The sequence below is a fragment of the Paenibacillus montaniterrae genome (genome assembly GCF_018403185.1).
In the GTDB taxonomy this organism is placed as follows: Bacteria; Bacillota; Bacilli; order Paenibacillales; family Paenibacillaceae; genus Pristimantibacillus; species Pristimantibacillus montaniterrae.
Map to the genome: position 1 here is coordinate 1 of NZ_BOSE01000004.1, position 21,785 is coordinate 21,785.

18 protein-coding genes and 5 tRNA genes are annotated in these 21,785 nt (G+C 47.2%); 3 read left to right on the forward strand and 20 right to left on the reverse strand.

Annotated elements, in window-relative coordinates:
* Positions 1–295: 295 nt before the first annotated feature.
* The 3 genes from KJS52_RS11575 (at position 296) to KJS52_RS11585 (ending at position 2,574) form a co-directional block, all read left to right on the forward strand.
* Positions 296–745: a helix-turn-helix domain-containing protein gene (locus KJS52_RS11575; protein ID WP_213515202.1), complete on the forward strand. Its 450-nt coding sequence runs from the start codon at positions 296–298 to the stop codon at positions 743–745.
* A 12-nt stretch (positions 746–757) separates the two neighbouring features.
* Positions 758–1,213, forward strand: a complete 456-nt coding sequence (locus KJS52_RS11580; RefSeq protein ID WP_213515204.1) for an ImmA/IrrE family metallo-endopeptidase — start codon at positions 758–760, stop codon at positions 1,211–1,213.
* A 122-nt stretch (positions 1,214–1,335) separates the two neighbouring features.
* Positions 1,336–2,574, forward strand: a complete 1,239-nt coding sequence (locus tag KJS52_RS11585; RefSeq protein WP_246563465.1) for a tyrosine-type recombinase/integrase — start codon at positions 1,336–1,338, stop codon at positions 2,572–2,574.
* A 69-nt stretch (positions 2,575–2,643) separates the two neighbouring features.
* Here the strand turns inward: KJS52_RS11585 and KJS52_RS11590 are convergent.
* The 20 genes from KJS52_RS11590 to lspA all read right to left on the reverse strand — a co-directional run bounded on the left by KJS52_RS11590 (position 2,644) and on the right by lspA (position 21,706).
* Positions 2,644–2,718, reverse strand: a tRNA-Val gene (locus KJS52_RS11590).
* Positions 2,719–2,810: 92 nt separating this feature from the next.
* Positions 2,811–2,899 (reverse strand) — tRNA-Leu (locus tag KJS52_RS11595).
* Between the two features lie 68 nt (positions 2,900–2,967).
* A tRNA-Leu gene (locus KJS52_RS11600) sits at positions 2,968–3,056 on the reverse strand.
* Positions 3,057–3,082: 26 nt separating this feature from the next.
* Positions 3,083–3,159, reverse strand: a tRNA-Ile gene (locus KJS52_RS11605).
* A gap of 46 nt (positions 3,160–3,205) precedes the next feature.
* Positions 3,206–3,282 (reverse strand) — tRNA-Met (locus tag KJS52_RS11610).
* Between the two features lie 188 nt (positions 3,283–3,470).
* Complete coding sequence (locus tag KJS52_RS11615; RefSeq protein WP_213515208.1) at positions 3,471–3,641, reverse strand: hypothetical protein; 171 nt, start codon at positions 3,639–3,641, stop codon at positions 3,471–3,473.
* Between the two features lie 122 nt (positions 3,642–3,763).
* Positions 3,764–4,726 (reverse strand): ABC transporter ATP-binding protein, encoded by a 963-nt coding sequence (locus KJS52_RS11620; RefSeq protein WP_213515210.1) that lies wholly within the window; start codon positions 4,724–4,726, stop codon positions 3,764–3,766.
* Between the two features lie 3 nt (positions 4,727–4,729).
* The gene (locus KJS52_RS11625; protein ID WP_213515212.1) at positions 4,730–7,681 is read right to left on the reverse strand and encodes an ABC transporter permease; all 2,952 of its coding nucleotides are present in this window, start codon (positions 7,679–7,681) and stop codon (positions 4,730–4,732) included.
* A 3-nt stretch (positions 7,682–7,684) separates the two neighbouring features.
* A complete protein-coding gene (locus KJS52_RS11630) occupies positions 7,685–8,767 on the reverse strand; it encodes an efflux RND transporter periplasmic adaptor subunit (protein WP_213515214.1) in 1,083 nt (360 codons plus the stop codon).
* A complete protein-coding gene (locus KJS52_RS11635; protein ID WP_213515216.1) occupies positions 8,730–9,443 on the reverse strand; it encodes an ABC transporter ATP-binding protein in 714 nt (237 codons plus the stop codon). Before KJS52_RS11635 ends, KJS52_RS11630 begins: the two co-directional genes overlap by 38 nt.
* Before the next feature lie 226 nt (positions 9,444–9,669).
* Positions 9,670–10,317 carry an orotate phosphoribosyltransferase gene (pyrE, locus tag KJS52_RS11640; protein ID WP_281425589.1) on the reverse strand — a complete coding sequence of 216 codons (648 nt, stop codon included), beginning with the start codon at positions 10,315–10,317 and terminating at the stop codon, positions 9,670–9,672.
* Entirely contained in the window at positions 10,310–11,044 is a 735-nt protein-coding gene (gene pyrF / locus KJS52_RS11645) for an orotidine-5'-phosphate decarboxylase (RefSeq protein ID WP_213515217.1), read from the reverse strand. Before pyrF ends, pyrE begins: the two co-directional genes overlap by 8 nt.
* 92 nt (positions 11,045–11,136) lie before the next feature.
* Positions 11,137–14,358, reverse strand: coding sequence for a carbamoyl-phosphate synthase large subunit (gene carB / locus KJS52_RS11650; RefSeq protein WP_213515219.1), 3,222 nt, complete (start codon positions 14,356–14,358; stop codon positions 11,137–11,139).
* Complete coding sequence (carA, locus tag KJS52_RS11655) at positions 14,351–15,490, reverse strand: glutamine-hydrolyzing carbamoyl-phosphate synthase small subunit (protein ID WP_213515221.1); 1,140 nt, start codon at positions 15,488–15,490, stop codon at positions 14,351–14,353. Before carA ends, carB begins: the two co-directional genes overlap by 8 nt.
* A 31-nt stretch (positions 15,491–15,521) precedes the next feature.
* Positions 15,522–16,808, reverse strand: a complete 1,287-nt coding sequence (gene pyrC, locus KJS52_RS11660) for a dihydroorotase (protein ID WP_213515223.1) — start codon at positions 16,806–16,808, stop codon at positions 15,522–15,524.
* Between the two features lie 42 nt (positions 16,809–16,850).
* Positions 16,851–17,750: an aspartate carbamoyltransferase catalytic subunit gene (locus KJS52_RS11665; protein WP_213515225.1), complete on the reverse strand. Its 900-nt coding sequence runs from the start codon at positions 17,748–17,750 to the stop codon at positions 16,851–16,853.
* A gap of 87 nt (positions 17,751–17,837) precedes the next feature.
* The gene (gene pyrR / locus KJS52_RS11670; protein WP_213515227.1) at positions 17,838–18,386 is read right to left on the reverse strand and encodes a bifunctional pyr operon transcriptional regulator/uracil phosphoribosyltransferase PyrR; all 549 of its coding nucleotides are present in this window, start codon (positions 18,384–18,386) and stop codon (positions 17,838–17,840) included.
* A 347-nt stretch (positions 18,387–18,733) separates the two neighbouring features.
* Positions 18,734–19,969, reverse strand: coding sequence for an LL-diaminopimelate aminotransferase (locus tag KJS52_RS11675; protein WP_213515229.1), 1,236 nt, complete (start codon positions 19,967–19,969; stop codon positions 18,734–18,736).
* 287 nt (positions 19,970–20,256) lie between these two features.
* A complete protein-coding gene (locus tag KJS52_RS11680) occupies positions 20,257–21,222 on the reverse strand; it encodes an RluA family pseudouridine synthase (protein WP_213515231.1) in 966 nt (321 codons plus the stop codon).
* Positions 21,212–21,706, reverse strand: a complete 495-nt coding sequence (lspA, locus tag KJS52_RS11685) for a signal peptidase II (RefSeq protein ID WP_246563536.1) — start codon at positions 21,704–21,706, stop codon at positions 21,212–21,214. Before lspA ends, KJS52_RS11680 begins: the two co-directional genes overlap by 11 nt.
* Positions 21,707–21,785 lie beyond the last annotated feature (79 nt).

The window sequence follows — 21,785 nt, forward strand, 5'->3', positions numbered from 1 at the left end:
ATACCCCACATGCCCATTAAAATGTGAACCTCCATATAACGAAAATTTTTTAAAAGCCACTTTTAGTAGGCTTATTTTGTTATGCCCACTTTTTTCTCAGCAGTTACTTTAGCATTCTTTCAAACTATCACCTCCAAGTAAGCTCCGTTTACAATTGTCGCACTAACGCGACTTGTTGTTTCAATATTAACCCTTTAAGTTATATAAGTCAATAGATAAGTCGCAAAAACGCATATAAATATGTTGCATTTTTGCATCATTTATATTAACATGAGATCATAAGGAGGTAATGAAATTGACGACTGGAGAAAGAATGAGGGCAAGGAGAAAAGAACTTGGTTTCTCGGCTGACTACGTAGCAGAAAAATTAAATGTTAACAGGTCCACTGTTTTCCGATACGAAGGCGGTGACATCGACAAGCTTCCTATAGACATACTAGAACCTTTAAGCGAGATACTCCAGACAACACCAGCATATTTGATGGGCTGGGATTCTAACGCTGAGAGTATATCTCCCGCAATAACAAAACATGAACAAATTATGCTCGATAAATACCGCAAATTAGATGACATTGGGAGATACACTGTTGATACAACTCTTGAAGCTCAGTATAAACGTTGTACCGAACCGAAAATTGATCTGATTGCAGCGCACAGTGATGATTATTCAGAAGAGCAGCAAGAGCTTATGTTGCAAGACTTAGAAGAACTAGAAAAACTGCATAAAAAACGAACGAACCAATAAGGGTGTGAATCAATGGGGTACGAGAACCTATTGATCCAAGCTGAGCAACAGGGTTTGTACATTTATGAAGCATGCTTGCGATCACGAGCTAAAGGACTAATCAAAAATAACATTATCGCAATCAATAAAAACATTCAGACTTCTAAAGAAAAAGCCTGCATTCTTGCTGAGGAAATCGGACACTACCATACCGCCGTTGGAGACTTCGCCGATCAGAGCAAGCTTGAGAACCGAAAGAAGGAACGTCTTGGACGAGCCTGGGCATATGAACGCTTGATCCCGCTTGACCGCATTATTCAAGCTGGACAAGCAGGCGTCGAAGGCAGGTATGCTGTAGCAGAATACTTAGAGATAACGGAAGAGTTCTTGCAAGAGTCGATTGAGCATTATCAGCGTAAATACGGCATACATACCATGTATCAAGGTTACATGATCTACTTCGAGCCGTTGTCCATTATAAAATTGTAATCTTGCGCTTTCCAGCCGCAAGGCTGTTTATTATATACATTAAACCGAACATATGTTCTGAAAGGGTGATTTACATGAGGGGAAGTATCGAAAAGCGTGGCGTCTATAAGTGGAGGCTTCGCGTGGATCTGGGCATTCAAACGGACAATAAAAGAAACCGGCCTAGCGTAACGATAGAGATTGATGATCCGTCGTTGATGAAAATGTCCGAGAAATGCACAGGATATAAAGACGCTAGTCGAGGCTTAAGGGATTACCTGGACGATCAGCTATCAGACTTTAAGCGCCGAGTATTGTCTGGAGAGTATATCCAAGTGGATAAGATGACGTTTAAGGAGTTTGTGGAGAACGAGTGGAAACCGAAATACGCATCTCACGAGGATAATTTAGCTCCGCTCACATATGATACCTATTGTAGCCATTTAGAAAACCATATCTACCCCGCGTTTGAGAGCAAATATTTATCTGAGATTAAAACACTGCATATTGTTACGTTTGTAAACAATCTCAGCAAGCCAGGTGCTCGAAAAGACGGCAGAGGAAAAACACTCGCTGCCGGCACCATTCAGTACATCTATCGAGTCTTAAAGAATGTTCTTACCAGGGCTACCGAATGGCAACTCATTCCGTCTAATCCGGTGACCGGCGTGAAGAAGCCAAAAGTCGAACAGAAAGAAGTTGAGTTTTACGACGAGGTTGAAGCAAAGGAAGTTATAGCTGCTTTATATCTGGAGCCTCGATATTGGCGGTTGCTTATTCTAGGCGCTATAATCGGAGGCTGCCGACGAGGAGAATTAGTCGGTCTTGAATGGTCAGATGTGGATTTTGAAAATATGACGGTCTCGATTAAAAAAAGCATATCGCAAACAAAGAAATCGAAAGCAATTGAAAAAGGACCTAAATCAAAGAGCTCGAAGCGAATCATTGAAATGCCAGACTGGTACATGAATGAGTTAGATATACATTTACGGGAATGGGAGCTGCAGAGGAAGAAAGCGATTGTGGCAGGCGAATGGATAGGTAACGAAAGAACCTACGTATTTCACGCAGGGCGGGGCAAACCTTTACATCATAACTCCCCTACAGGTTGGTGGGCAAAATTTGTTAAGCGACACAACTTAAAACGGATTAGGCTGCACGATTTACGCCACAGTTCCGCAACCCTATTAATTGAAGCTGGAGCGTCGATGAAAGCCATACAGAAGCGCCTAGGGCATTCCAAGTATCAAACTACGGCCAACATCTATGCGCATGTTACGAAGAAGGTCAGCCGTGATACAGCAGAGAAGTTTGACAAGTTTGCCCCTCGCCCCCAGTCCGTCCCCAATCCGTCCCCAAGCTCAAAATCAGCTCCTAATTAAGGGTTTTAATTCTTCTTAGCAAAAACAAGAAAAACCCTTGATATACAAGGGTTTTGAACATTCGTTATATGGTAGGACGGGCGGGGATCGAACCCGCGACTTCTACCCTGTCAAGGTAGCACTCTCCCGCTGAGTTACCGTCCTATAGCGAGCAATAGCCATTTCATCTTTCAGCTTATATACTCATTCGAGAATCTTGTTTATTCTCTGAATCTATTACATACTATCAAATTAACTGGTGCCGAGGACCGGAATCGAACCGGTACGGTAGTCACCTACCGCAGGATTTTAAGTCCTGTGCGTCTGCCAGTTCCGCCACCCCGGCATGTATGAATTTCTGCATATGATCGATCGTATGTATTCGTACAAGCTTGAATCAGTATCTTACTTAAATGGTGCCGAGGACCGGAATCGAACCGGTACGGTAGTCACCTACCGCAGGATTTTAAGTCCTGTGCGTCTGCCAGTTCCGCCACCCCGGCAAAAGTTAAATGCTATATGGAATTAATGGTGGGCCCTGAGGGACTCGAACCCCCGACCAATCGGTTATGAGCCGACTGCTCTAACCAACTGAGCTAAGGGCCCTCGATCAAATAATGAATAATTTCATTATAGCTAGAGTTTGGAGTTTTGGTTGCGGGGACAGGATTTGAACCTGTGACCTTCGGGTTATGAGCCCGACGAGCTGCCGAACTGCTCCACCCCGCGTCATTATTCGTACAAACAACTTGAAACACATACCAAAATATTGGTTCATTGCGCTGCCTTAAAATCAGCTACTCGCAATGGCGACATAAATTAATATACTATAAATTGATATATGCCGTCAAGCATTTTTTGACAACATTTTCTTTCCCTAGCTTTTTTAATAAGATCGAAGCCCTTAGCACGATGGTTTAGCGGCGTTCTGGCATAAATCTTACGCCATATCTGCCGCGATTAGATTTATAAATTTCGATTTCCCTCGGACATTCCATACCGTACATCCAATAATCATGCTCCATGCGCTGCAGGACACAGCTTGCTTGAAACTTTGATTCGTACAGCCTTATCCAATAAACCCACATCGTGTACACCTCCATTAATCTAACGAATAGCGTACCCATTTTACATTGGTTCATACGAACAGAGAGTATATTATGCTAACAAATATGCCCAGCAACGGTTTAGCCGCATGCTGGGCACATTTTTAGTGCTTTTCTGCTTCTACTGCTTCCTTTACTTCCTCAACCGCTGCTTCCTGCTTCTGCTCTTCCTCAGCGGCTTCTGCCTTTGCAAGAGACTGAGGAGAAGTAATCGTAATTTTCTCCCCATCAAATTCCATGAGCACCTTATCCTTAATGTTCATCGCCTTCAAGTACTCTTTAGGCACCTGCAGCCTGCCTACGCGGTCAACCACCACGTACGCGACATGCGCTGCCTGATCGCGAGAGGCGAAGGATACAAAGCCGTCACGGTGCGCAGCAAGGTCAGGATTATGCTTGACGAACTCGGTACTGGTCAAACCATCTCTAATCGCTACAACGCGATCAACCTGGCTTGCAAGCTCCATATCATGCGTTACGATAACAATCGTTACGCCAAGCTCCTTGTTCATTTTGCGGAAAATGTTCATGATCATATCCGAAGTCGCAGTATCAACAGAGCCGGTAGGCTCATCCGCCAGCAGCAGCTGTGGTTTGTTGGAAAGTGAAATCGCGATAGCAACCCGCTGCTGCTCACCCCCGGACAGCTGATGCAGCTTGTTGTTCATGCGATGGCCCAAGCCAACCCATTCAAGCAGCTGCTTGGCATATGCGCGATCAAGCTTGCCTGACAGCATCATCGGCATTTCAACATTTTCCAAAGCCGTCAAATAAGGCAGCAAGTTTCGCGCATTATTTTGCCAAATAAAACCAACCGTATCGCGCTTATACTCTACAAGCTGCTCATCCGTCATTTTCAGCAAATCCCATTTGCCAACTTTAACTTGACCAGCGGAAGGGCGATCAAGCCCTCCCAGCGTATTGAGCAGCGTTGATTTACCGCTACCACTGTTTCCGATAATCGCCATTAGCTCGCCTTGCTCAACGGTAAGATTAAGTCCTTGCAGCGCGACAACCTCAAGATCGTCTGTTTTGTAAATTTTAACAAGTCCTTCACAATGTATCATGAGTTACCGCTCCTCTCCCATCTTAACCGCTTGATGCACTTTCAGCCTGCGAATATGCAGGAACAGCACTCCTGCACCAATTACAATCATAACTGTAACGACAGCGATCAATTGGTTCGTATCGCTGGACTGGAACACGACTCTGAATGGCGGCACCATTTTGGCTGCCGAATCCGTCGCCTGCAAGAATGGTAAGAAAATATAGCTGACCAGCTTGCCGATGCCAAAGCCTAGTCCGATCGCCAAACCAGCTGTAAATAATTGCTCAAGCAAAAGCATGCTCGTTAACTGGAACTTTGACAAGCCCATCGCCCGCAATACACCAAATTGCACAACGCGGCCCGACAAATTGAAGAACCAATAGAGCAAGTATCCCGCCAGCGTGATCGCAACGGTAACGAGGAAGCCCAAGCTCAAAATCCCGAATACACCGCCGCGAGTAGGCAGCTTCGACTGGACAAGCAGCTCATTGCGCACATCCTTGACGCTGGCAATTTCCATATTGGCAGCGGCCAGCTTCTCAACGACAGGAGTAGTCATAGCCTCTGGCTCCATCTTCAGCCATACCTCGTATGGCATTAATGGCAACTGATCATAAATGTAATCAAGGTTTGCAATTAGGAACGGCTCTTCATCCGGATACAGACTTGGCCAATAAGGCACGAATCCGACCACGGAAAACTCGACCGTACCGTCTGTAAAGCTGACAGAAATATAGTCGCCAACTTTAAGCTGGTATTTGTCTGCAATATTTTGCGGAACAATTGCACCATGCTCATAGTCGCCCAAATAAGACAAATAATAAGCGGGATTGACAGGATACAAATCATCGCCAAACCAGGCAACATTAAAGAAATCTTTATTATCTATCCCCATTATGGTGCCTTTGCCTACCGTTTTTCCAGAGACTACAATGTTATGCTCCGTCTGCAGCACTCGCGCGGCAGCCAATACCCCAGGGCTTTCGCGGAACACTTCAAATGGTGGCTCGGTGAACAAAACTTTGGCTGGCGGTTGATTGCCGCCTCCGTTGCCACCATTGCCTCCACCTGGGCCGCCTCCGTTACCACCGCCTTGGCCGCCTCCGTTGCCACCATTGCCGCCACCAGGACCGCCTCCGTTGCCACCGCCCTGACCGCCTCCGTTGCCATTGCCTCCGTTACCGCCGCCAGGCTGCTGAGGTGTTTTCTCCGGAATGCCATCCCATACGGTTTGAATGACGACATCTGCACCGTATTGGTACAAGGTTTGCTCAGTGGAGTTCAAATCAATGGTACGTGCCGCCGAAGCGTTATAGACACCAAGACCAATTGTTAAAATAAGCAGCGTCATCAAAGGATAGTAGCCCTTGGATGAACGTGACAGCTGCGTTAGTGTTAAATACAGCGATACTGGCAAATATTTTTTGCCAAGCCATTTGAAAAATGACAATATCCAAGGAAATACACGCAAGCATACTAGCCCAATTGCAAATATCGCAATCGCTGGCACGAAGAACAGAAATGGCTGGACTTGCATTTCATCAGCACCAAGCCCAGTGTTCATCGTCAGCAGCTGCCGCTCATTGAACAAGTACCAGCCATAGGCAGCTACAAGCACAAGCAGGACATCGAGATACCATTTTTGCCAAAATGGCTTTTTGTCCGAACGGGCTAAATCTTGTTTGTAGCTGACAATGGATGCTCTTGCATATTGAATGGCAGGAATAATTGTCGCCAGCATCGCGATAAACACCGCTACAACGCCTGCAATAATCGTTTCAACCGAAAAGCCGATTGAAATGGACTTCCGATTAACGAACGACAGGAAGCCATCGGCGGAGCCAATGCTCTTTGACATAAACCAGCCGAGCATCGGCCCGAGAATAAGCGCGACTGCGCCGAGCATCAAGCTTTCAATAATGTACATCCATACGATTTGCCTTGTACCGGCACCGCGGCTGCGAAGCACCGCAATATCACTTCGTTGCTTGTCTAACGCTTGCTTGGCATTCATCGTAATGAAGTAGAATACCATCGCCAGCATTGGCGCGGCGAGCGTGAACAGCAAGGATTGCAGCTGCGTGCTTTGCTTGCGGAATTCATCCAGTGTATCTGCAAATGATTTCTCTACTCTCGTATCCTTTAACAGCTGGTACAGCTCAATATCCAGTCTGCTTAAAGTAGAAGCTAGAGGATTAATTTGACTGCTCTTAATTTGCGAAAGATCGAAGTTATAATACCAGGCTGCATTTTGCAATGCAATTTTTTTCTGCTCGAGCAAATAATCGTTCATTACCTTTTCAGATACGAACAAGGTTGCAAAATTGCTTTCAAGTCCAAGCATCCAATACGAATCCGTCATATCATTAGGCGTAATTGCGCCAACGATTTTCACCATGACAGATTGCGAGCTGCTGCCGATTCGATACTGATAAATATCGCCAACATGCACATCGTTGCGGAACATGCCTTCCTCCAGCATTACCGCTTCGATTACGCCGCTCTGGTCAACAGTATCTTTATACCACTGTCCCTGTACCAGTTCATTTTTTTCCTGCAGACCGCTCATGCTTTGAATCGTTAATGTTCTGGAACGGCTCGCATCAATCTTCGACGTATCGGTTGGTATGACATTGCTGCTGCGAATGCCGTATTGCTGGACAAAGGTTAAATGATCGAAGCCTATTGTTCCAGGCAGCTCTTGTTGAATATATTGCTCAACTGCCCGCAAACCTTCAAGGTTGGTAGGCGAAGACCCTACGCCTTGGTACCTCATCAGCAAGGAGCCGGCAGGCGAATCAACGCTGTCATTCTCAAGCTGCTTGGCTATAACTCGCTTTAAAGCTCCGTCCGCATACATTGGAATACTGGTGGCAAATGCGACAGCAACGATAAGTCCAGCAAGCGTACTTAACGTGAGCCAACGAGTATTCCACATTTTGCGGAAAATAAAGCGAAAGAACGGCAACCTCATCGGTTATCGACCTACTACTTTCTGTCCAGGCTCTAGCCCATTTAATATTTCAACATCTGTAGCTGTTTGCTGTCCAACCTCTACATCTACCTCACGCTTGCCATTTTCATCGACGACTTGAACATACGTACGATTTCCGATACTGCGAAGCGTTGATGGAGGAATGACAATCGCATTTTCAGTACGCTTCGTAATCACTTTGATGGAAGCAGGAATACCGCGTGTTGCTCCCTCCGGCATCTCGTCCACTTCAATGATCATAAAGTCCTCAACGCGCTCAATGTCAGCAGCGTTATTCCCTGCGCCTCCACCGCCTGCACCACCGCCATTGCCAGACGATTCACTGGATTGAACTGGCAGCTGCTTAACGGTGCCTTTAATTGTACCGCCATTGCTAATTGTAACTTCAGCTTCCATGCCGACTGCAATTTTCTCCTGCTCGGTTTTGGTGAGCTTGGAGGCTGGGACAAGCAAATCGGTATTGGCGATTATCGCTACTGGTGCATACGCTTTGACCAAATCTCCCTTTTTCACCGACAAGGAAACGATTGTTCCGGAAAACGGCGCTGTAATGGTCGACTTGGAAATTTCCTCCTCCATATCCGCCAGCTTTTGCCGTTTTTCTTCAAACGCGATGCGCTGCTGCTCAAAATCAGATTGGTCCATCTCATCGCGCGTGCGCAGCAGCTCCTTCATCGCAAGCTCATCGCGTTGAAATGCCAGCTTCTCCATGCGCAGCGTCTTTTCCATTTCGCTCATATCCAAGGTCGCGATTGGATCGCCAGCTTGAACCTCATCGCCCGTTTTGACATAAACTTCCTTCACATTATGGTCGCCTGTCGTAAAATAAACGGTCTCTTCTTCAAGAGAAATTACTTTACCCATCACTGGTACCGTTGTTACTAAATTTTTAGTTGTTACCTCATACTCGGGTCTTTGCGATATTTGCGGCGGCTTGATTTCCGGCAAAACCTCTTCTTCCTTCTCATCCGGCAGCAAGCTGCAGCCGCTAAGCATTACCGCTGCGGCAATGCATACAATACTTGTTTTACGAAATAAACTTTCCGTCAACCATTTCATAGACATGGTCAGCAACCTCCAAAATTGTAGGATCATGTGTCGTCATGCAAATCGAAATTTGCTCATTGCGAATAATGCTTTGAAATAATGCCATAACTTGTGCTGACATAGCCGTATCCAACTCTGCAGTCGGCTCATCGGCAAGCAGCAAAATAGGCCGATGGGCGATCGCTTTGGCAATCGCAACGCGCTGCTGCTCACCGCCTGACAACTCGAAAGGCCGATGGTGCATCCGCTTTTCCAAACCGACGAGCGTCAAGCATTCCTCAACGCGATCCTTCCACTCTTTTTTAGGCTTATTGGCCATTCGCAACGACAATTCAACATTTTCATAGGCAGACAAAAGCGGCATAAGCGCAAAGGCCTGGAAAATAAACCCCATTTGCTTGCATCGGGTTTTCGTCCTCTCCTTATCGCTTAACGTGCTGAATGGCTTGCCATTGAAAGAAATTTCGCCTTTGCTCGGCGTATCGAGACCGCCAAGACTGTTGAGCAAGGTCGTTTTGCCTGAGCCTGAACGTCCCTTAAGCATAACCAGCTGCTGTTTTTTGACAACCATATTAATACCTTTTAATACGTGAAGCTGTTTGCTGCCGACTTGAAAGCTTCGCTCCATATCTTTTACTTCTAATAAAGGAGCGTTGCTAGCGGCATCGTTATGTACTTCATTTTCTCTACTCATCTGATTTCACGACACTCCCCGTACTTAGTCTATCTTTCAGACGTTGCAGCATTACAAAAGGTTACAGCAAAATCTATTTTTCTGTAAATATTTCCTTTTGGCCTTATAACATAGTCAAAATAGCCAAAGGCTATTACTCCGCAGCACGTACGAAGTCAATAGCCTTTCGATGGATTTCAATATAATAGCTGTCGCTTGCCTGCAGTTGAAAACACCGTGAGGCTTTTTATTTTCGGTATGCTTGCGGGTTAGCGCGCCAAGCCTGAAGCTCGGCAATATCAGTTTGTGCGATTTTGCCAGCAGCTGCTGCTTGCTCGATCAAGCTTGTGTAATTGGAAAGCGTGTAAAGCGGAATGCCTGCTTCAGCAAAAGCGTCAATTGCAGATTGGAACTGATAAGTGAAAATTGCCAGAACCGCAAGCGGCTCTGCTCCAGCCTCACGCACAGCCAATGCTGCCTTTAGCGAGCTGCCGCCCGTTGAAATGAGGTCCTCAATAACAACGACCTTTTGCCCCGGTGCTACACGCCCTTCGATTTGATTTTGTTTGCCATGGCCTTTTGCTTTATCGCGAATATATGCCATCGGCAGGTTCAGCTTTTGCGCTACCCACGCTGCATGCGGAATGCCTGCTGTTGATGTGCCTGCAATCACTTCAGCTTCAGGATAAAGCTGTTTAATTAGTGTAGCAAAGCCTTCAGCAACCTTTTCACGAATTGCCGGATATGCCATCGTCAAGCGGTTGTCACAATAAATCGGCGACTGTATGCCAGATGTCCATGTAAAAGGCTCGTTCGGACGAAGCGCTACCGCCTCAATTTCCAATAATGATGCGGCAATATCCTTTGCCAATTGCTCCAATGCTGCATTACTCATGCGAAACCAGCTCCTCTATTATAGATTCTAATGCTTGACGCGGATCAGGTGCTGAAGTAATCGGACGACCGATGACCATAAAATCAGTGCCCTGCCGCAGCGCCTCGCCAGGCGTCATAATTCTCGTTTGATCATTGAGCGCCGCGCCTGCCGGACGGATGCCCGGTGTTACTGTTTGGAACGAGCTGCCGCAAGCAGCCTTAATCGCAACGACTTCGGAGGGAGAAGCTACCACACCATCCAGCCCGGCTTGCTTCGCAAGACGCGCATAATGAATGACGGTATCCTCAACTGTTCCCGGAATGCCAATTTCCTCATTCATCACAAGCTGACTTGTGCTTGTCAGCTGCGTTACAGCTATAACGGTCGGTCGATTGTCAGAGCTGCCAGCAAGAGACACGCCTTCCATCGCCGCCTCCATCATCGCTTTGCCGCCTGCGGCATGCACGTTGAACATGTCGACGCCCAAAGCAGCTATGCTTGACGCGCCGCCTTTCACCGTATTCGGAATATCGTGCATTTTCAAATCAAGAAAGATATGAAAGCCGCGCGACTTCAGCTTTTCAACGAAGCCCGGACCTGCTGCATAGTAAAGCTGCATGCCAACCTTGATATAGCATGGAATTCCGTTAATTTGTTCTAGCAATTGCTCTGCCGCCGCTGCATTTGGATAGTCAAGCGCGACCATCACCTTAGCGGCTGCCTCTGCTCTTGTCAAAGCAACCATCTGATCCCTCCTAAGCTTTTAAGTAAAAATAGTGCTATATAGTCCTCGATGCTACCTCACATAAGGTGAAGTAGCATCGAGATGGAAGTTATTTATTTTTGGTGAGATACAGGCATTGAGCGTGATGAGAAGTTGATCGTCTGCATCATCGTCAGCAATGCGCGCACTGTATCCAGCGATGTCATACATACAACGCCGTTTTCAACCGCTTCGCGGCGAATGCGGAAGCCGTCGCGCTCAGGCGTTTTGCCTTTGGTCAATGTATTGACGACAAATTGCGCATGGCCCTCGCGAATATGATCAAGAATATTTGGCGTGCCTTCACTTAGCTTGTTGACGCGCTCCACGTACAAGCCAGCCGCTTCCAATGCATCTGCAGTACCGCCTGTTGCCATCAGCTTGTAGCCACAGTTGGCAAAGCCGCGCATTAGCTCAACCGTTTCTGCTTTATCTTTGTCGGAAACTGTTACGAGAATCGTGCCAGAAGTAGGAATTTTCATACCTGCACCCAGCAAGCCTTTGTACAAGGCTTTGGCAAATTGCTCGTCACGGCCCATTACTTCACCAGTAGATTTCATCTCTGGCGTTAATGTCGGGTCTACGCGACGCAGCTTGGCAAAGGAGAATACAGGAACCTTAACGGATACATGATCATCTTCCTGCCATAGACCATCCACATAGCCCAGCTCGGCAAGGCTTTGATTCAAAATTGCGCGCGTTGCCAGATTTGCCATCGGAATGTTTGTTACCTTGCTTAAGAACGGTACTGTGCGGGAAGAACGAGGGTTTACCTCAATCACATATACTTGATTCTCATGAATAACAAACTGAATGTTGACGAGACCGACAACCTTTAACGCTTTGGAAATTTTAATGGTAATGTCAACAATTTGCTGCTTAATATCATCCGACAGCGATTGTGGAGGATATACGGCAATCGAGTCGCCAGAGTGAACACCCGCGCGCTCAACATGCTCCATAATTCCCGGAATAAGCACTGTCTCGCCATCGCAAATCGCGTCAACTTCAGCCTCCTTGCCCAGCATGTAGCGGTCAATCAGCACCGGATGCTCCGGATTGATTTTAACGGCTACCTTCATATAGCTGAGAAGATCTGCATCAGAGTAAACAATCTCCATTGCGCGTCCGCCTAGTACATAGGAAGGACGAACGAGTACTGGATAGCCAAGACGTTGCGCTGTTTCTACCGCTTCATCGACGGAGGTTACAGTGCTGCCCTCTGGCTGAGCAATATTCAAGCTGCGCAGCAGCGCTTCAAACTTTTTGCGATCCTCTGCAGTATCGATGCTTTCCAGGCTTGAACCAAGAATTTTCACGCCTGCTTTTGCAAGTGGTGCTGCAAGATTGATCGCTGTTTGACCGCCAAATTGTACGATGACGCCAATTGGCTGCTCCTGCTCGATTACGTTCATCACGTCCTCGAAGAATAGCGGCTCAAAGTACAAGCGATCGGAAGTGCTGAAGTCAGTTGAAACAGTTTCAGGGTTGTTGTTAATAATGACCGCTTCATAGCCTGCATGTTGAATCGCCCAAACCGCATGAACGGTAGAGTAGTCGAATTCAATCCCTTGACCGATACGAATCGGACCGGAGCCAAGCACCAAAATTTTCTGCTTGCTTGTTTCCACTACTTCGTTTTCAACCTCATAGGTTGAGTAATAGTAAGGTGTGACAGCCTCAAACTCAGCCGCACAAGTATCTACCATTTTATATACGGGCACGATGTTCAACGATTTGCGATACTCGCGAATATCGTGTTCATTGGTATAAGCTTGACCAGGGAAGCCTGCTTGACGCAGCTCAGCAATCGAGCGATCTGAGAAGCCAAGACGTTTTGCTTCATATAGCAGCTCTTCGCTTAACGTTTCAGTCGAGCGCAGCTTATCCTCGAATTTAACGATGCCTTCGATTTTATCAAGGAACCACCAGTCGATTTTCGTAATATCTTGAATGTCTTGCAATGCATAGCCGCGGCGGAACGCTTCAGCTACAAGGAATAAACGCTCGTCGTCCGGCTTTTGCAGGCGAGTGCGAAGCACTTCATCAGACAGCTCAACTGCTTCTTTCAGATGCAGGCGATGCACGCCGATTTCAAGCGAGCGCACTGCTTTATGAATCGACTCTTCGAATGTGCGGCCAATTGCCATAACCTCGCCTGTCGCTTTCATTTGCGTGCCAAGCTTGCGGTTGGCATCAACGAATTTATCGAACGGCCAGCGAGGAATTTTGGAAACGATGTAGTCAAGCGCTGGCTCGAAGCATGCATAGGTTTGGCCTGTAACCGGGTTGACGATTTCATCAAGCGTATAGCCAACTGCAATTTTAGCAGCCATTTTTGCAATCGGATAGCCCGTTGCTTTGGATGCTAGTGCAGAGGAGCGGGATACGCGCGGATTAACCTCGATTACATAGTATTGGAAGCTGTGCGGATCAAGCGCAAACTGAACGTTACAGCCGCCTTCAATATTCAAGGCGCGAATAATTTTCAACGATGCGGAACGAAGCATTTGATACTCGCGGTCCGATAATGTTTGGGAAGGCGCTACGACGATGGAATCGCCTGTATGCACGCCAACCGGGTCAAAGTTTTCCATATTACATACTACAATACAGTTGTCATTCGCGTCGCGCATAACTTCGTATTCGATTTCCTTCATGCCGGCAATTGATTTCTCAATCAGGCACTGGTTGATTGGCGAGTAGCGAATACCGGAAGCAACAGTTTCACGCAGCTCCTCTTCATTGGCGCAAATACCGCCGCCTGTTCCGCCAAGCGTGTAAGCCGGACGAACGATAATCGGATAGCCGATTGTATTGGCGAATTGCACCGCTTCTTCTACAGACGTGACGATATCACTTTCAGGAACCGGCTGCTCCAGCTCGCGCATTAGCTCGCGGAACAAGTCGCGGTCCTCTGCCTTTTCAATCGCTGTAAGCTGAGTACCAAGCAATAGAACATTTTCCTGCTCCAAAATGCCTGCACGCGCCAGCTCAACCGCCATGTTCAAGCCAGTTTGACCGCCTAGTGTTGGCAGCAAGCCGTCAGGGCGCTCCTGGCGAATAATTTGGGCAACAAAATCTAGCGTAATAGGCTCGATGTACACTTTATCAGCCATATTTGTATCTGTCATAATCGTAGCCGGGTTGCTGTTAATAAGCACAACCTCATAGCCTTCTTCTTTCAGCGCTTGACATGCTTGAGTTCCCGCATAGTCGAACTCCGCCGCTTGTCCGATAACAATTGGACCAGAACCAATAACAAGAATCTTTTTAAGCTTTGTATTTTTAGGCATTTTTCAGTTCTCCTCTCAACATTTCCGACAACACAGCTTGACGAGGTTTTTGCGGATTTTCTTGCTTATGCTTGCGAATCAATTCAATAAATTGGTCGAACAAGTAGCTGGAATCATTAGGACCTGGCGCAGCCTCTGGGTGGTATTGCACCGAGAACGCCGGATACGTTTTATGCTTCAAGCCTTCGATCGTTTTATCGTTGTTGTTGATATGGGTAACAACCAGATCAGTACCTTCGATCGATTCTTCGGTAACTGCATAGCTGTGATTTTGCGAAGTAATGTAGCAGCGATCCGTTTCAAGCTCTTTAACTGGATGGTTGCCGCCGCGATGTCCGAATTTCAGCTTGCTTGTATCTGCACCGCATGCCAGCGCGAATAGCTGATGTCCAAGGCAAATGCCGAAGATCGGGAACTCGCCAAGCAATTGCTTAATCGTCTCAACGACATGCAAATTGTCTTTAGGATCTCCAGGGCCGTTGGACAGCTGAATGCCATCTGGAGCAATACGGCGAATTTCGTCAGCAGTCGTTGTGTGCGGTACTACGATAATGTCGCAATTGCGCTTGGAAAGCTCATGAACGATCCCGTTTTTCGAGCCGCAGTCAAGCACAACGATACGCTCTTTGCTGCCAGGTACTGAATAGACAAAAGGTGTTGATGTGCGAGCGACCTGATCATGCGGCACAGGTGCTGCTTGCAGACGCTCCAGCAGCTCCTCTACTCGCTCGTTTCCAGTAGTCAGCATACCGCGCATTGAGCCGAATTGACGAATTTTACGAGTCAGCATGCGAGTATCAATGCCGGCGATGCCAGGAATATCATATTCCTTAAGCAGCTCGCCTAGTGAAAATTGAGCACGCCAGTTGCTTGGAATCGGCTCATAGCGACGAACTGCCATTCCGAACAGATTCGGGCGAATTGCTTCAAAATCATCGCGCGTAATGCCGTAGTTTCCAATTAGTGGATAAGTCATCGTAACAATTTGTCCACAGTAGGACGGATCAGAAAGCAGCTCCTGATAGCCTGTCATGCCTGTGTTGAAAACGACCTCTCCGATTTTTTCTGTTTCTGCGCCAAATGACACCCCTGTAAATAGCGTTCCATCTTCCAACAATAGTCTTGCTTGCATCCGCGTTTCACTCCTCAATAGTTGTTCTGATCTATTTCGTCCAAACGATTTTGCCGTTTACGATAGTCGCTGTTGGCCAGCCCTTCAATTCCCAGCCGCCAAACGGCATGTTGGTGCTTTTCGATAAAAATGTGCTCGGGTCTACCTTCGCTGTTTCCTGCAAATCAACGACTGTCAGGTCAGCCGGCTTGCCGACCTCCAGGCTTCCTTGCTGCAGGCCGAATACTCTTGCCGGATCAGTTGTCATACGCTTAAGCAAAAAGCCTAGCGTCCAGCGTCCTGTCTCAACAAATTTCGTATAGAGCAGCGGGAAAGCTGTTTCCAGTCCAACGATGCCGAACGGCGCCAGATCAACGCCCTTTGCTTTTTCCTCAGCGCTATGCGGCGCATGATCTGTTACGATCATGTCGATTGTGCCGTCCTCCAGCGCCTCGATCACTGCTTCTACATCACGCGGTGTGCGCAATGGCGGATTCATTTTCCAATTCGCGTCATCAAGTCCCGGAATGTCCTCATCCGATAAAATCAAGTGATGCGGACATACCTCTGCGGTGACCTTGACCCCAACCTGCTTCGCCAGGCGGATCAAGCGAACCGATTGCTCCGTGCTGACATGGCAGACATGATAATGCACGCCAGTTGCTTCAGCCAGCAGCACATCGCGCCCGACATGAATCGCTTCGGATTCGTTCGGAATGCCTTTAATGCCATGCTTGCGCGAAAACGCTCCTTCTGAAGCCCACGCGCCTTTTACTAGCGAGTCATCCTCGCAATGTGCGATTACCGGCATATCCAGCGATTTAGCGAGCGCCATGGCATCCTTCATCATTTGCGCGTTTTGTACGCCTACGCCGTCATCGGTAAAGCCGATCGCTCCCGCTTCCTTCAAGGCTGCAAAATCAGTCAGCTCGCGGCCCAGCTCATTTTTCGTAATCGCTGCATAAGGCAGCACCTTGACCAGCTCTGCCTCGTTAGCTTTGTCGATTATATATTTGACTGTTTCAGGAGTGTCCGTCACAGGGCGGGTATTGGGCATACAAGCAATTGTCGTAAAGCCGCCTTTCGCAGCAGCGCGAGAACCTGTTACAATATCTTCCTTATGGGTAAAGCCCGGATCGCGCAAATGCACATGCATATCGATAAAGCCCGCCGATACTAGCTTGCCAGCCGCATCAACAACCTCGCAGCCTTCTGCAGCTACCTGCTCGCTGCCATCCACAATCGCTGCAATAACGCCATCCTTTACTTGAATATGCTTGCTTTCCAATTGAGCGCTTGCCTCATTCCATACCTGGCCGTTCAAGATCCATAAAGACATAATTGATATCCTCCTAAAACTTTTTAATCATACTTTGTAGCATTAGCTTAGCGCACGTTCTACAACCGCCATGCGAATTGGCACACCGTTAGCCATTTGCGGGAAAATTTTGCTGTTTGGAGCTTCAACCAGCTCGCTGTCAATTTCAACATTGCGATTGACTGGCGCTGGATGCATGATGATCGCATGCTCCTGCATTTGCTGCGCGCGCTCTACCGTCAAGCCGTAGCTGGCGCGATAGCTTTCTGCTGATTTCAGCATGCCTGTTGCGTGGCGCTCAAGCTGTACACGCAGCATCATCACCACATCGGCTTGTATCGCTTCCTCCATCGATACATAAGGAGCATTAAGCTCTGCTGCTCTCATATTGTCCGGCGCACAGAATACGACGCTTGCGCCAAATTTGCGCAGTGCGTATAAATTGCTGCGGGCAACTCGACTGTGCAATATATCTCCGATAATGGCAACCTTCAAGCCCTGCACTGTGCCAAAATGCTTTTGCATCGTATATAGATCAAGCAAAGCCTGTGTTGGATGCTCGTTATTGCCGTCGCCTGCGTTAATGAGCGGCACTTGAATTTTTTCAGCGATTTCTGCGAGCATGCCTACCGGCTTCAAGCGGATAACACCAGCGTCAATCCCCATTGATTCAAGTGTGCGCACCGTATCATAAATGGATTCACCTTTTTCAACGCTGGACGCTGCTGCTGAAAAATTGATGACTTCTGCACCCAATCTTTTCTCGGCAACCTCGAACGAGGTTCTAGTCCGCGTGCTATTCTCAAAGAACATATTGGCAACAAACTTACCGTTCAGCAGATTATGGGTTTTGCTCGGGTGCTGCTCCCAATAAGCGGCTCTGTCCAGTATCGATTGAATTTCCTGCTGACTTAACTCCTTCAAACCAAGCAAGCTTCTTGTTTGAATCGTTGCAATGCTCATATCGTTGCCTCCTAAAACGTTTCGTTAGTACTTTGAAAATGCAGCTTAGTCGAAAGTTGTTGCGCAGCTTCCTTGAAGCTGTTCGGCTTAATGAGAAATGGTCACCTGATCAACCAAATCAACCTCAGACAGTTGTACCTGTATAACCTCTTGCTTGGAGGTTGGAACATTTTTCCCGATATAGTCAGGTCGAATCGGCAGCTCTCGATGTCCGCGATCAACGAGCACAGCCAGTTGAATGCTTTGCGGCCTGCCGCAGTCCATAATCGCGTCCATGGCAGCGCGGATCGTGCGACCAGTATAAAGCACATCATCGAACAGAATGATCTTTTTGTTTTTCACATCGATGTTCAGCTCGGTATCACCAGGCTGCTGTGCCGTTTCCAGCTCAAAATCGTCGCTGCGGTCATCGCGATATTTTGTAATGTCGAGATCATAGACTGGAGCGTCGATTCCTTCAATATCGGAAATTTTTTCAGCGATGCGCTTGGCGAGATGTACGCCTCTAGTTCGAATGCCAACGATGATGCAATCCTCGATACCTTTGTTTTTCTCAACAATCTCATGAGCAATTCTTGTCAATGCTCTGCGAATTGCCGCTTCATCCATTAAAATATGACGTTCTCCTTCAGCCATTAGCATCTCACCTCTTTTTCAGCTTGCTGCATTTTATTTCGGTAACGAAAAAACTCCTTGCGAAGTTCGCAAGGAGTTATGACAATCAAGACAGGAAAGACAGGAGCAGACACCCACCAGCTTACAGCTTGGCGAGATTCAGCCCAGACAGCTCTTTCTTATCCAATTATTCACGTTACCTTGCCAGCCTCACGGGACTGATTTAAAGGTACTTCTGTATCGAAAAGATTATCCCATGTTCGACACCAAATGTCAACTGTTCTTTGTCTATTTTTGCACATAAAAAGGAATGCTCAAAACGTCAGTGGAAGCTGACAATTTGAACATTCCTTTATGATGCTGCTGGCTTAAATGCTCAGCTTTTTAATACGCTCAATCGCACGCTCGGTATTTTCGCGGCTGCCGAATGCTGTTAAACGGAAGTAGCCTTCTCCACATTGACCGAAGCCAACGCCAGGCGTGCCGACAATATTCGCTTCGCTTAGCAGATGATCAAAGAAGCTCCAGGAATTGAACCCTTCCGGTGTTTTCAGCCAAATATATGGAGCATTCACTCCGCCAAATACAGTCAGTCCAATTTCGCGCAGTCCGTCGCGAATCATAGCTGCATTCGTCATATAATACTGAACCAGCTCTTGAATTTGTGCTCTTCCCTCAGGTGAATAAATTGCTGCCGCACCTTTTTGTGTTACGTAGGAAACACCGTTGAACTTCGTTGTATGACGGCGATTCCACAGCTCGTTAATGCTTACCTGGTTGCCATTCGCATCCTTGCCCTTAAGCTCCTTTGGCACAACTGTATACGCACAGCGGATTCCAGTAAAGCCAGCTGTTTTGGAGAAGCTGCGGAACTCAATTGCAACTTGACGCGCACCTTCTATTTCATAAATGCTATGCGGCACATTTTCTTCAGTAATGAATGCCTCATAGGCAGAGTCAAACAAAATAATACAGTCATTTTCAATTGCATAGTCAACCCATACCTTCAGCTCGTCCTTCGTAAGCGTCATGCCTGTAGGATTGTTGGGATAGCAAAGATAAATCAAGTCGACCTTTTCTGTCGGCAGGCTAGGCTTGAATTGATTTTCTGCCGAGCAATCAAGATAAACAATCTTTTCATAGCGGCCAAGCTCGCTATTAAAGCTTCCTGCACGACCAGCCATTACATTTGTATCTACATATACCGGATATACAGGATCCTGCACTGCTACCACACTGCTTGTGCTGAAAATCTCCTGGATATTGCCGACATCGCATTTGGAGCCGTCGCTAACGAATACTTCATCATTGCCAAGCTCGATGCCGCGCGTGCGGTAATCACCTGCAATAATTGCATCAGTTAAAAATGTATAGCCTTGCTCTGGCCCATAGCCTTTGAACGTGCCGACATTAACCATTTCATCCACTGCTTTATGCATTGCCTCGATGACTGCTGGCGGCAAGCCGCGAGTCACGTCGCCGATTCCCAGGCTAATTACATCTGCATTTGGATTTTGTTCCATATATTTTGTTCTGCGTTTTGCGATCTCAGAAAATAAATAGCTGCCCTGCAGCTCAAGAAAATGCTGGTTCACTGCTGTCATAATTTCACCAATCCTTTTCGCGACAATTTAATATCTATTAGAATAACGCACTGGGCAGCAAAACATAATGCAGTAACTAATCAAATCTTTGTACATATCTGCAAACATAAAAAAAGTCTGCGCCCTAGGGCGTGTATGCAAACCCGCTTAGGGGCATCTTACACCGCCTTTTCGCCCCCTGCTGCGTTGCCTTTCCTTAACGTACACCCGGTACGCCTTCGAAAAAGCGCCTTGCATGGAACGAAAATTCGGCATAATCTGCTCCCTTCTGAGTTTGCATACACGCCCTAGCGGGTACGCAGACTGTGTAAAACATTTTCAAAATCTTCGGGCAGCGGCACTTCAAACTGCAGCCGCTCGCCTGAACGTGGATGTGTAAAGCCAAGCACCCCAGCATGCAGCGCCTGTCCGTTTAAGGCTACTGTTTTGTTGCGACCGTAGACAGGGTCTCCTGCCAACGGATAGCCGATATATTTCATATGGACGCGAATTTGATGCGTTCGACCTGTCTCCAGCTGCAGCTCCACCAGCGTAAAATCATCGCCGATTCGCTCGAGCACTTTGAAATGAGTGATCGCTTGCTTGGCATTATGATCGGTTACGGTAAACAGCTTGCGATCATTCGGGTCACGACCGATCGGAGCATCAATCGTCCCTTCATCATGCGGGATATTGCCGTGAACTAGCGCTATATAGCGTCTCGTCACGGAATGCTCTTTAAGCTGCTCGGCAAGCGAGATATGAGCGAGATCGTTTTTTGCGACCATTAGCAGGCCGGTCGTATCACGGTCGATGCGATGAACGATACCGGGGCGGAGCACGCCGTTAATTCCGGATAGATCCTGGCAATGGTGCATTAACGCATTAACTAAAGTGCCTGAGGAATGCCCTGGCGCCGGATGAACGACCATGCCGCGCGGCTTATTGACTACGATCACATCGCTGTCTTCATAAATGACATGAAGTGGAATCGGCTCGGCTGCTATTTCAAGCTCCTCGGCTTCAGGGATGCTGATGGCAACAACATCACCAGCCGCCAGCTTGTAGTTGCTTTTAACTGTCTGATTATTGACGAGCACATGCCCATCTTTAATCCACTGCTGAACCTGCGTACGCGAAATTGCCGCGTCCTGCAGCTCATCAGGGATAAATTTGTCGATGCGCAAGCCTTGATGCTCTTCCTTTGCCTCGATAGCTATTACATCTTCTTCAACCGTTACCTCTTCTTCATATTGCTGTTGATCATTCTTCATGCTTTACTGTAACCTGACCTTTCTTTTCCCGCCTAACTTCAAGCAATGTATCAAGTAATATTAGCCCTACGCCGATGACAATTGCGGAATCCGCGATATTGAAAATCGGAAACGTATAGCTGCCAAAATTGAACTTGAAAAAATCGACGACTTCGCCAAAGCGCACACGATCAATAAAATTGCCGAGTGCTCCGCCCAGTACAAGCGCCAAGCCGACGAGCAAGGTTTTTGAGCCTTTTTCCCTCATAATATGCGCATACCATAAAATACCGACGAGAATGACAATTGTGATGATAATAAAAAATACACGCTGCTCCTGTAAGATGCCAAAGGCTGCACCACGGTTGCGATGCGATGTAATGAGAAAGAAATCGCCAATAACGCTAAATTGTTCATTAATTTTCATGTTGTTTACGATCCATCGCTTCGTTATGTAATCAAGAACAAAGGCTGCGATGGCAATTAGAAAAAAAACAATTCTCATAATCATGGTTTCACTCCTAAAACTTTTCATGGTAAGTGCGACGTTATACTTCTTCGTACATGAAAAGTACAGCTGAAGC

What these genes read in the sequence shown, in the direction of transcription:
- KJS52_RS11625 (WP_213515212.1), bottom strand. Translation starts at nt 7,681, where the DNA reads ATGAGGTTGCCGTTCTTTCGCTTTATTTTCCGCAAAATGTGGAATACT.
- KJS52_RS11635 (WP_213515216.1), bottom strand. Translation starts at nt 9,443, where the DNA reads ATGAGTAGAGAAAATGAAGTACATAACGATGCCGCTAGCAACGCTCCT.
- lspA (WP_246563536.1), bottom strand. Translation starts at nt 21,706, where the DNA reads ATGAGAATTGTTTTTTTTCTAATTGCCATCGCAGCCTTTGTTCTTGAT.
- KJS52_RS11675 (WP_213515229.1), bottom strand. Translation starts at nt 19,969, where the DNA reads ATGACAGCAGTGAACCAGCATTTTCTTGAGCTGCAGGGCAGCTATTTA.
- KJS52_RS11665 (WP_213515225.1), bottom strand. Translation starts at nt 17,750, where the DNA reads ATGAGCATTGCAACGATTCAAACAAGAAGCTTGCTTGGTTTGAAGGAG.
- KJS52_RS11620 (WP_213515210.1), bottom strand. Translation starts at nt 4,726, where the DNA reads ATGATACATTGTGAAGGACTTGTTAAAATTTACAAAACAGACGATCTT.
- carB (WP_213515219.1), bottom strand. Translation starts at nt 14,358, where the DNA reads ATGCCTAAAAATACAAAGCTTAAAAAGATTCTTGTTATTGGTTCTGGT.
- KJS52_RS11630 (WP_213515214.1), bottom strand. Translation starts at nt 8,767, where the DNA reads ATGTCTATGAAATGGTTGACGGAAAGTTTATTTCGTAAAACAAGTATT.
- KJS52_RS11580 (WP_213515204.1), top strand. Translation starts at nt 758, where the DNA reads ATGGGGTACGAGAACCTATTGATCCAAGCTGAGCAACAGGGTTTGTAC.
- pyrF (WP_213515217.1), bottom strand. Translation starts at nt 11,044, where the DNA reads ATGGTTGCTTTGACAAGAGCAGAGGCAGCCGCTAAGGTGATGGTCGCG.
- pyrR (WP_213515227.1), bottom strand. Translation starts at nt 18,386, where the DNA reads ATGGCTGAAGGAGAACGTCATATTTTAATGGATGAAGCGGCAATTCGC.
- KJS52_RS11680 (WP_213515231.1), bottom strand. Translation starts at nt 21,222, where the DNA reads ATGAAGAATGATCAACAGCAATATGAAGAAGAGGTAACGGTTGAAGAA.
- pyrE (WP_281425589.1), bottom strand. Translation starts at nt 10,317, where the DNA reads ATGAGTAATGCAGCATTGGAGCAATTGGCAAAGGATATTGCCGCATCA.
- pyrC (WP_213515223.1), bottom strand. Translation starts at nt 16,808, where the DNA reads ATGTCTTTATGGATCTTGAACGGCCAGGTATGGAATGAGGCAAGCGCT.
- KJS52_RS11615 (WP_213515208.1), bottom strand. Translation starts at nt 3,641, where the DNA reads ATGTGGGTTTATTGGATAAGGCTGTACGAATCAAAGTTTCAAGCAAGC.
- carA (WP_213515221.1), bottom strand. Translation starts at nt 15,490, where the DNA reads ATGCAAGCAAGACTATTGTTGGAAGATGGAACGCTATTTACAGGGGTG.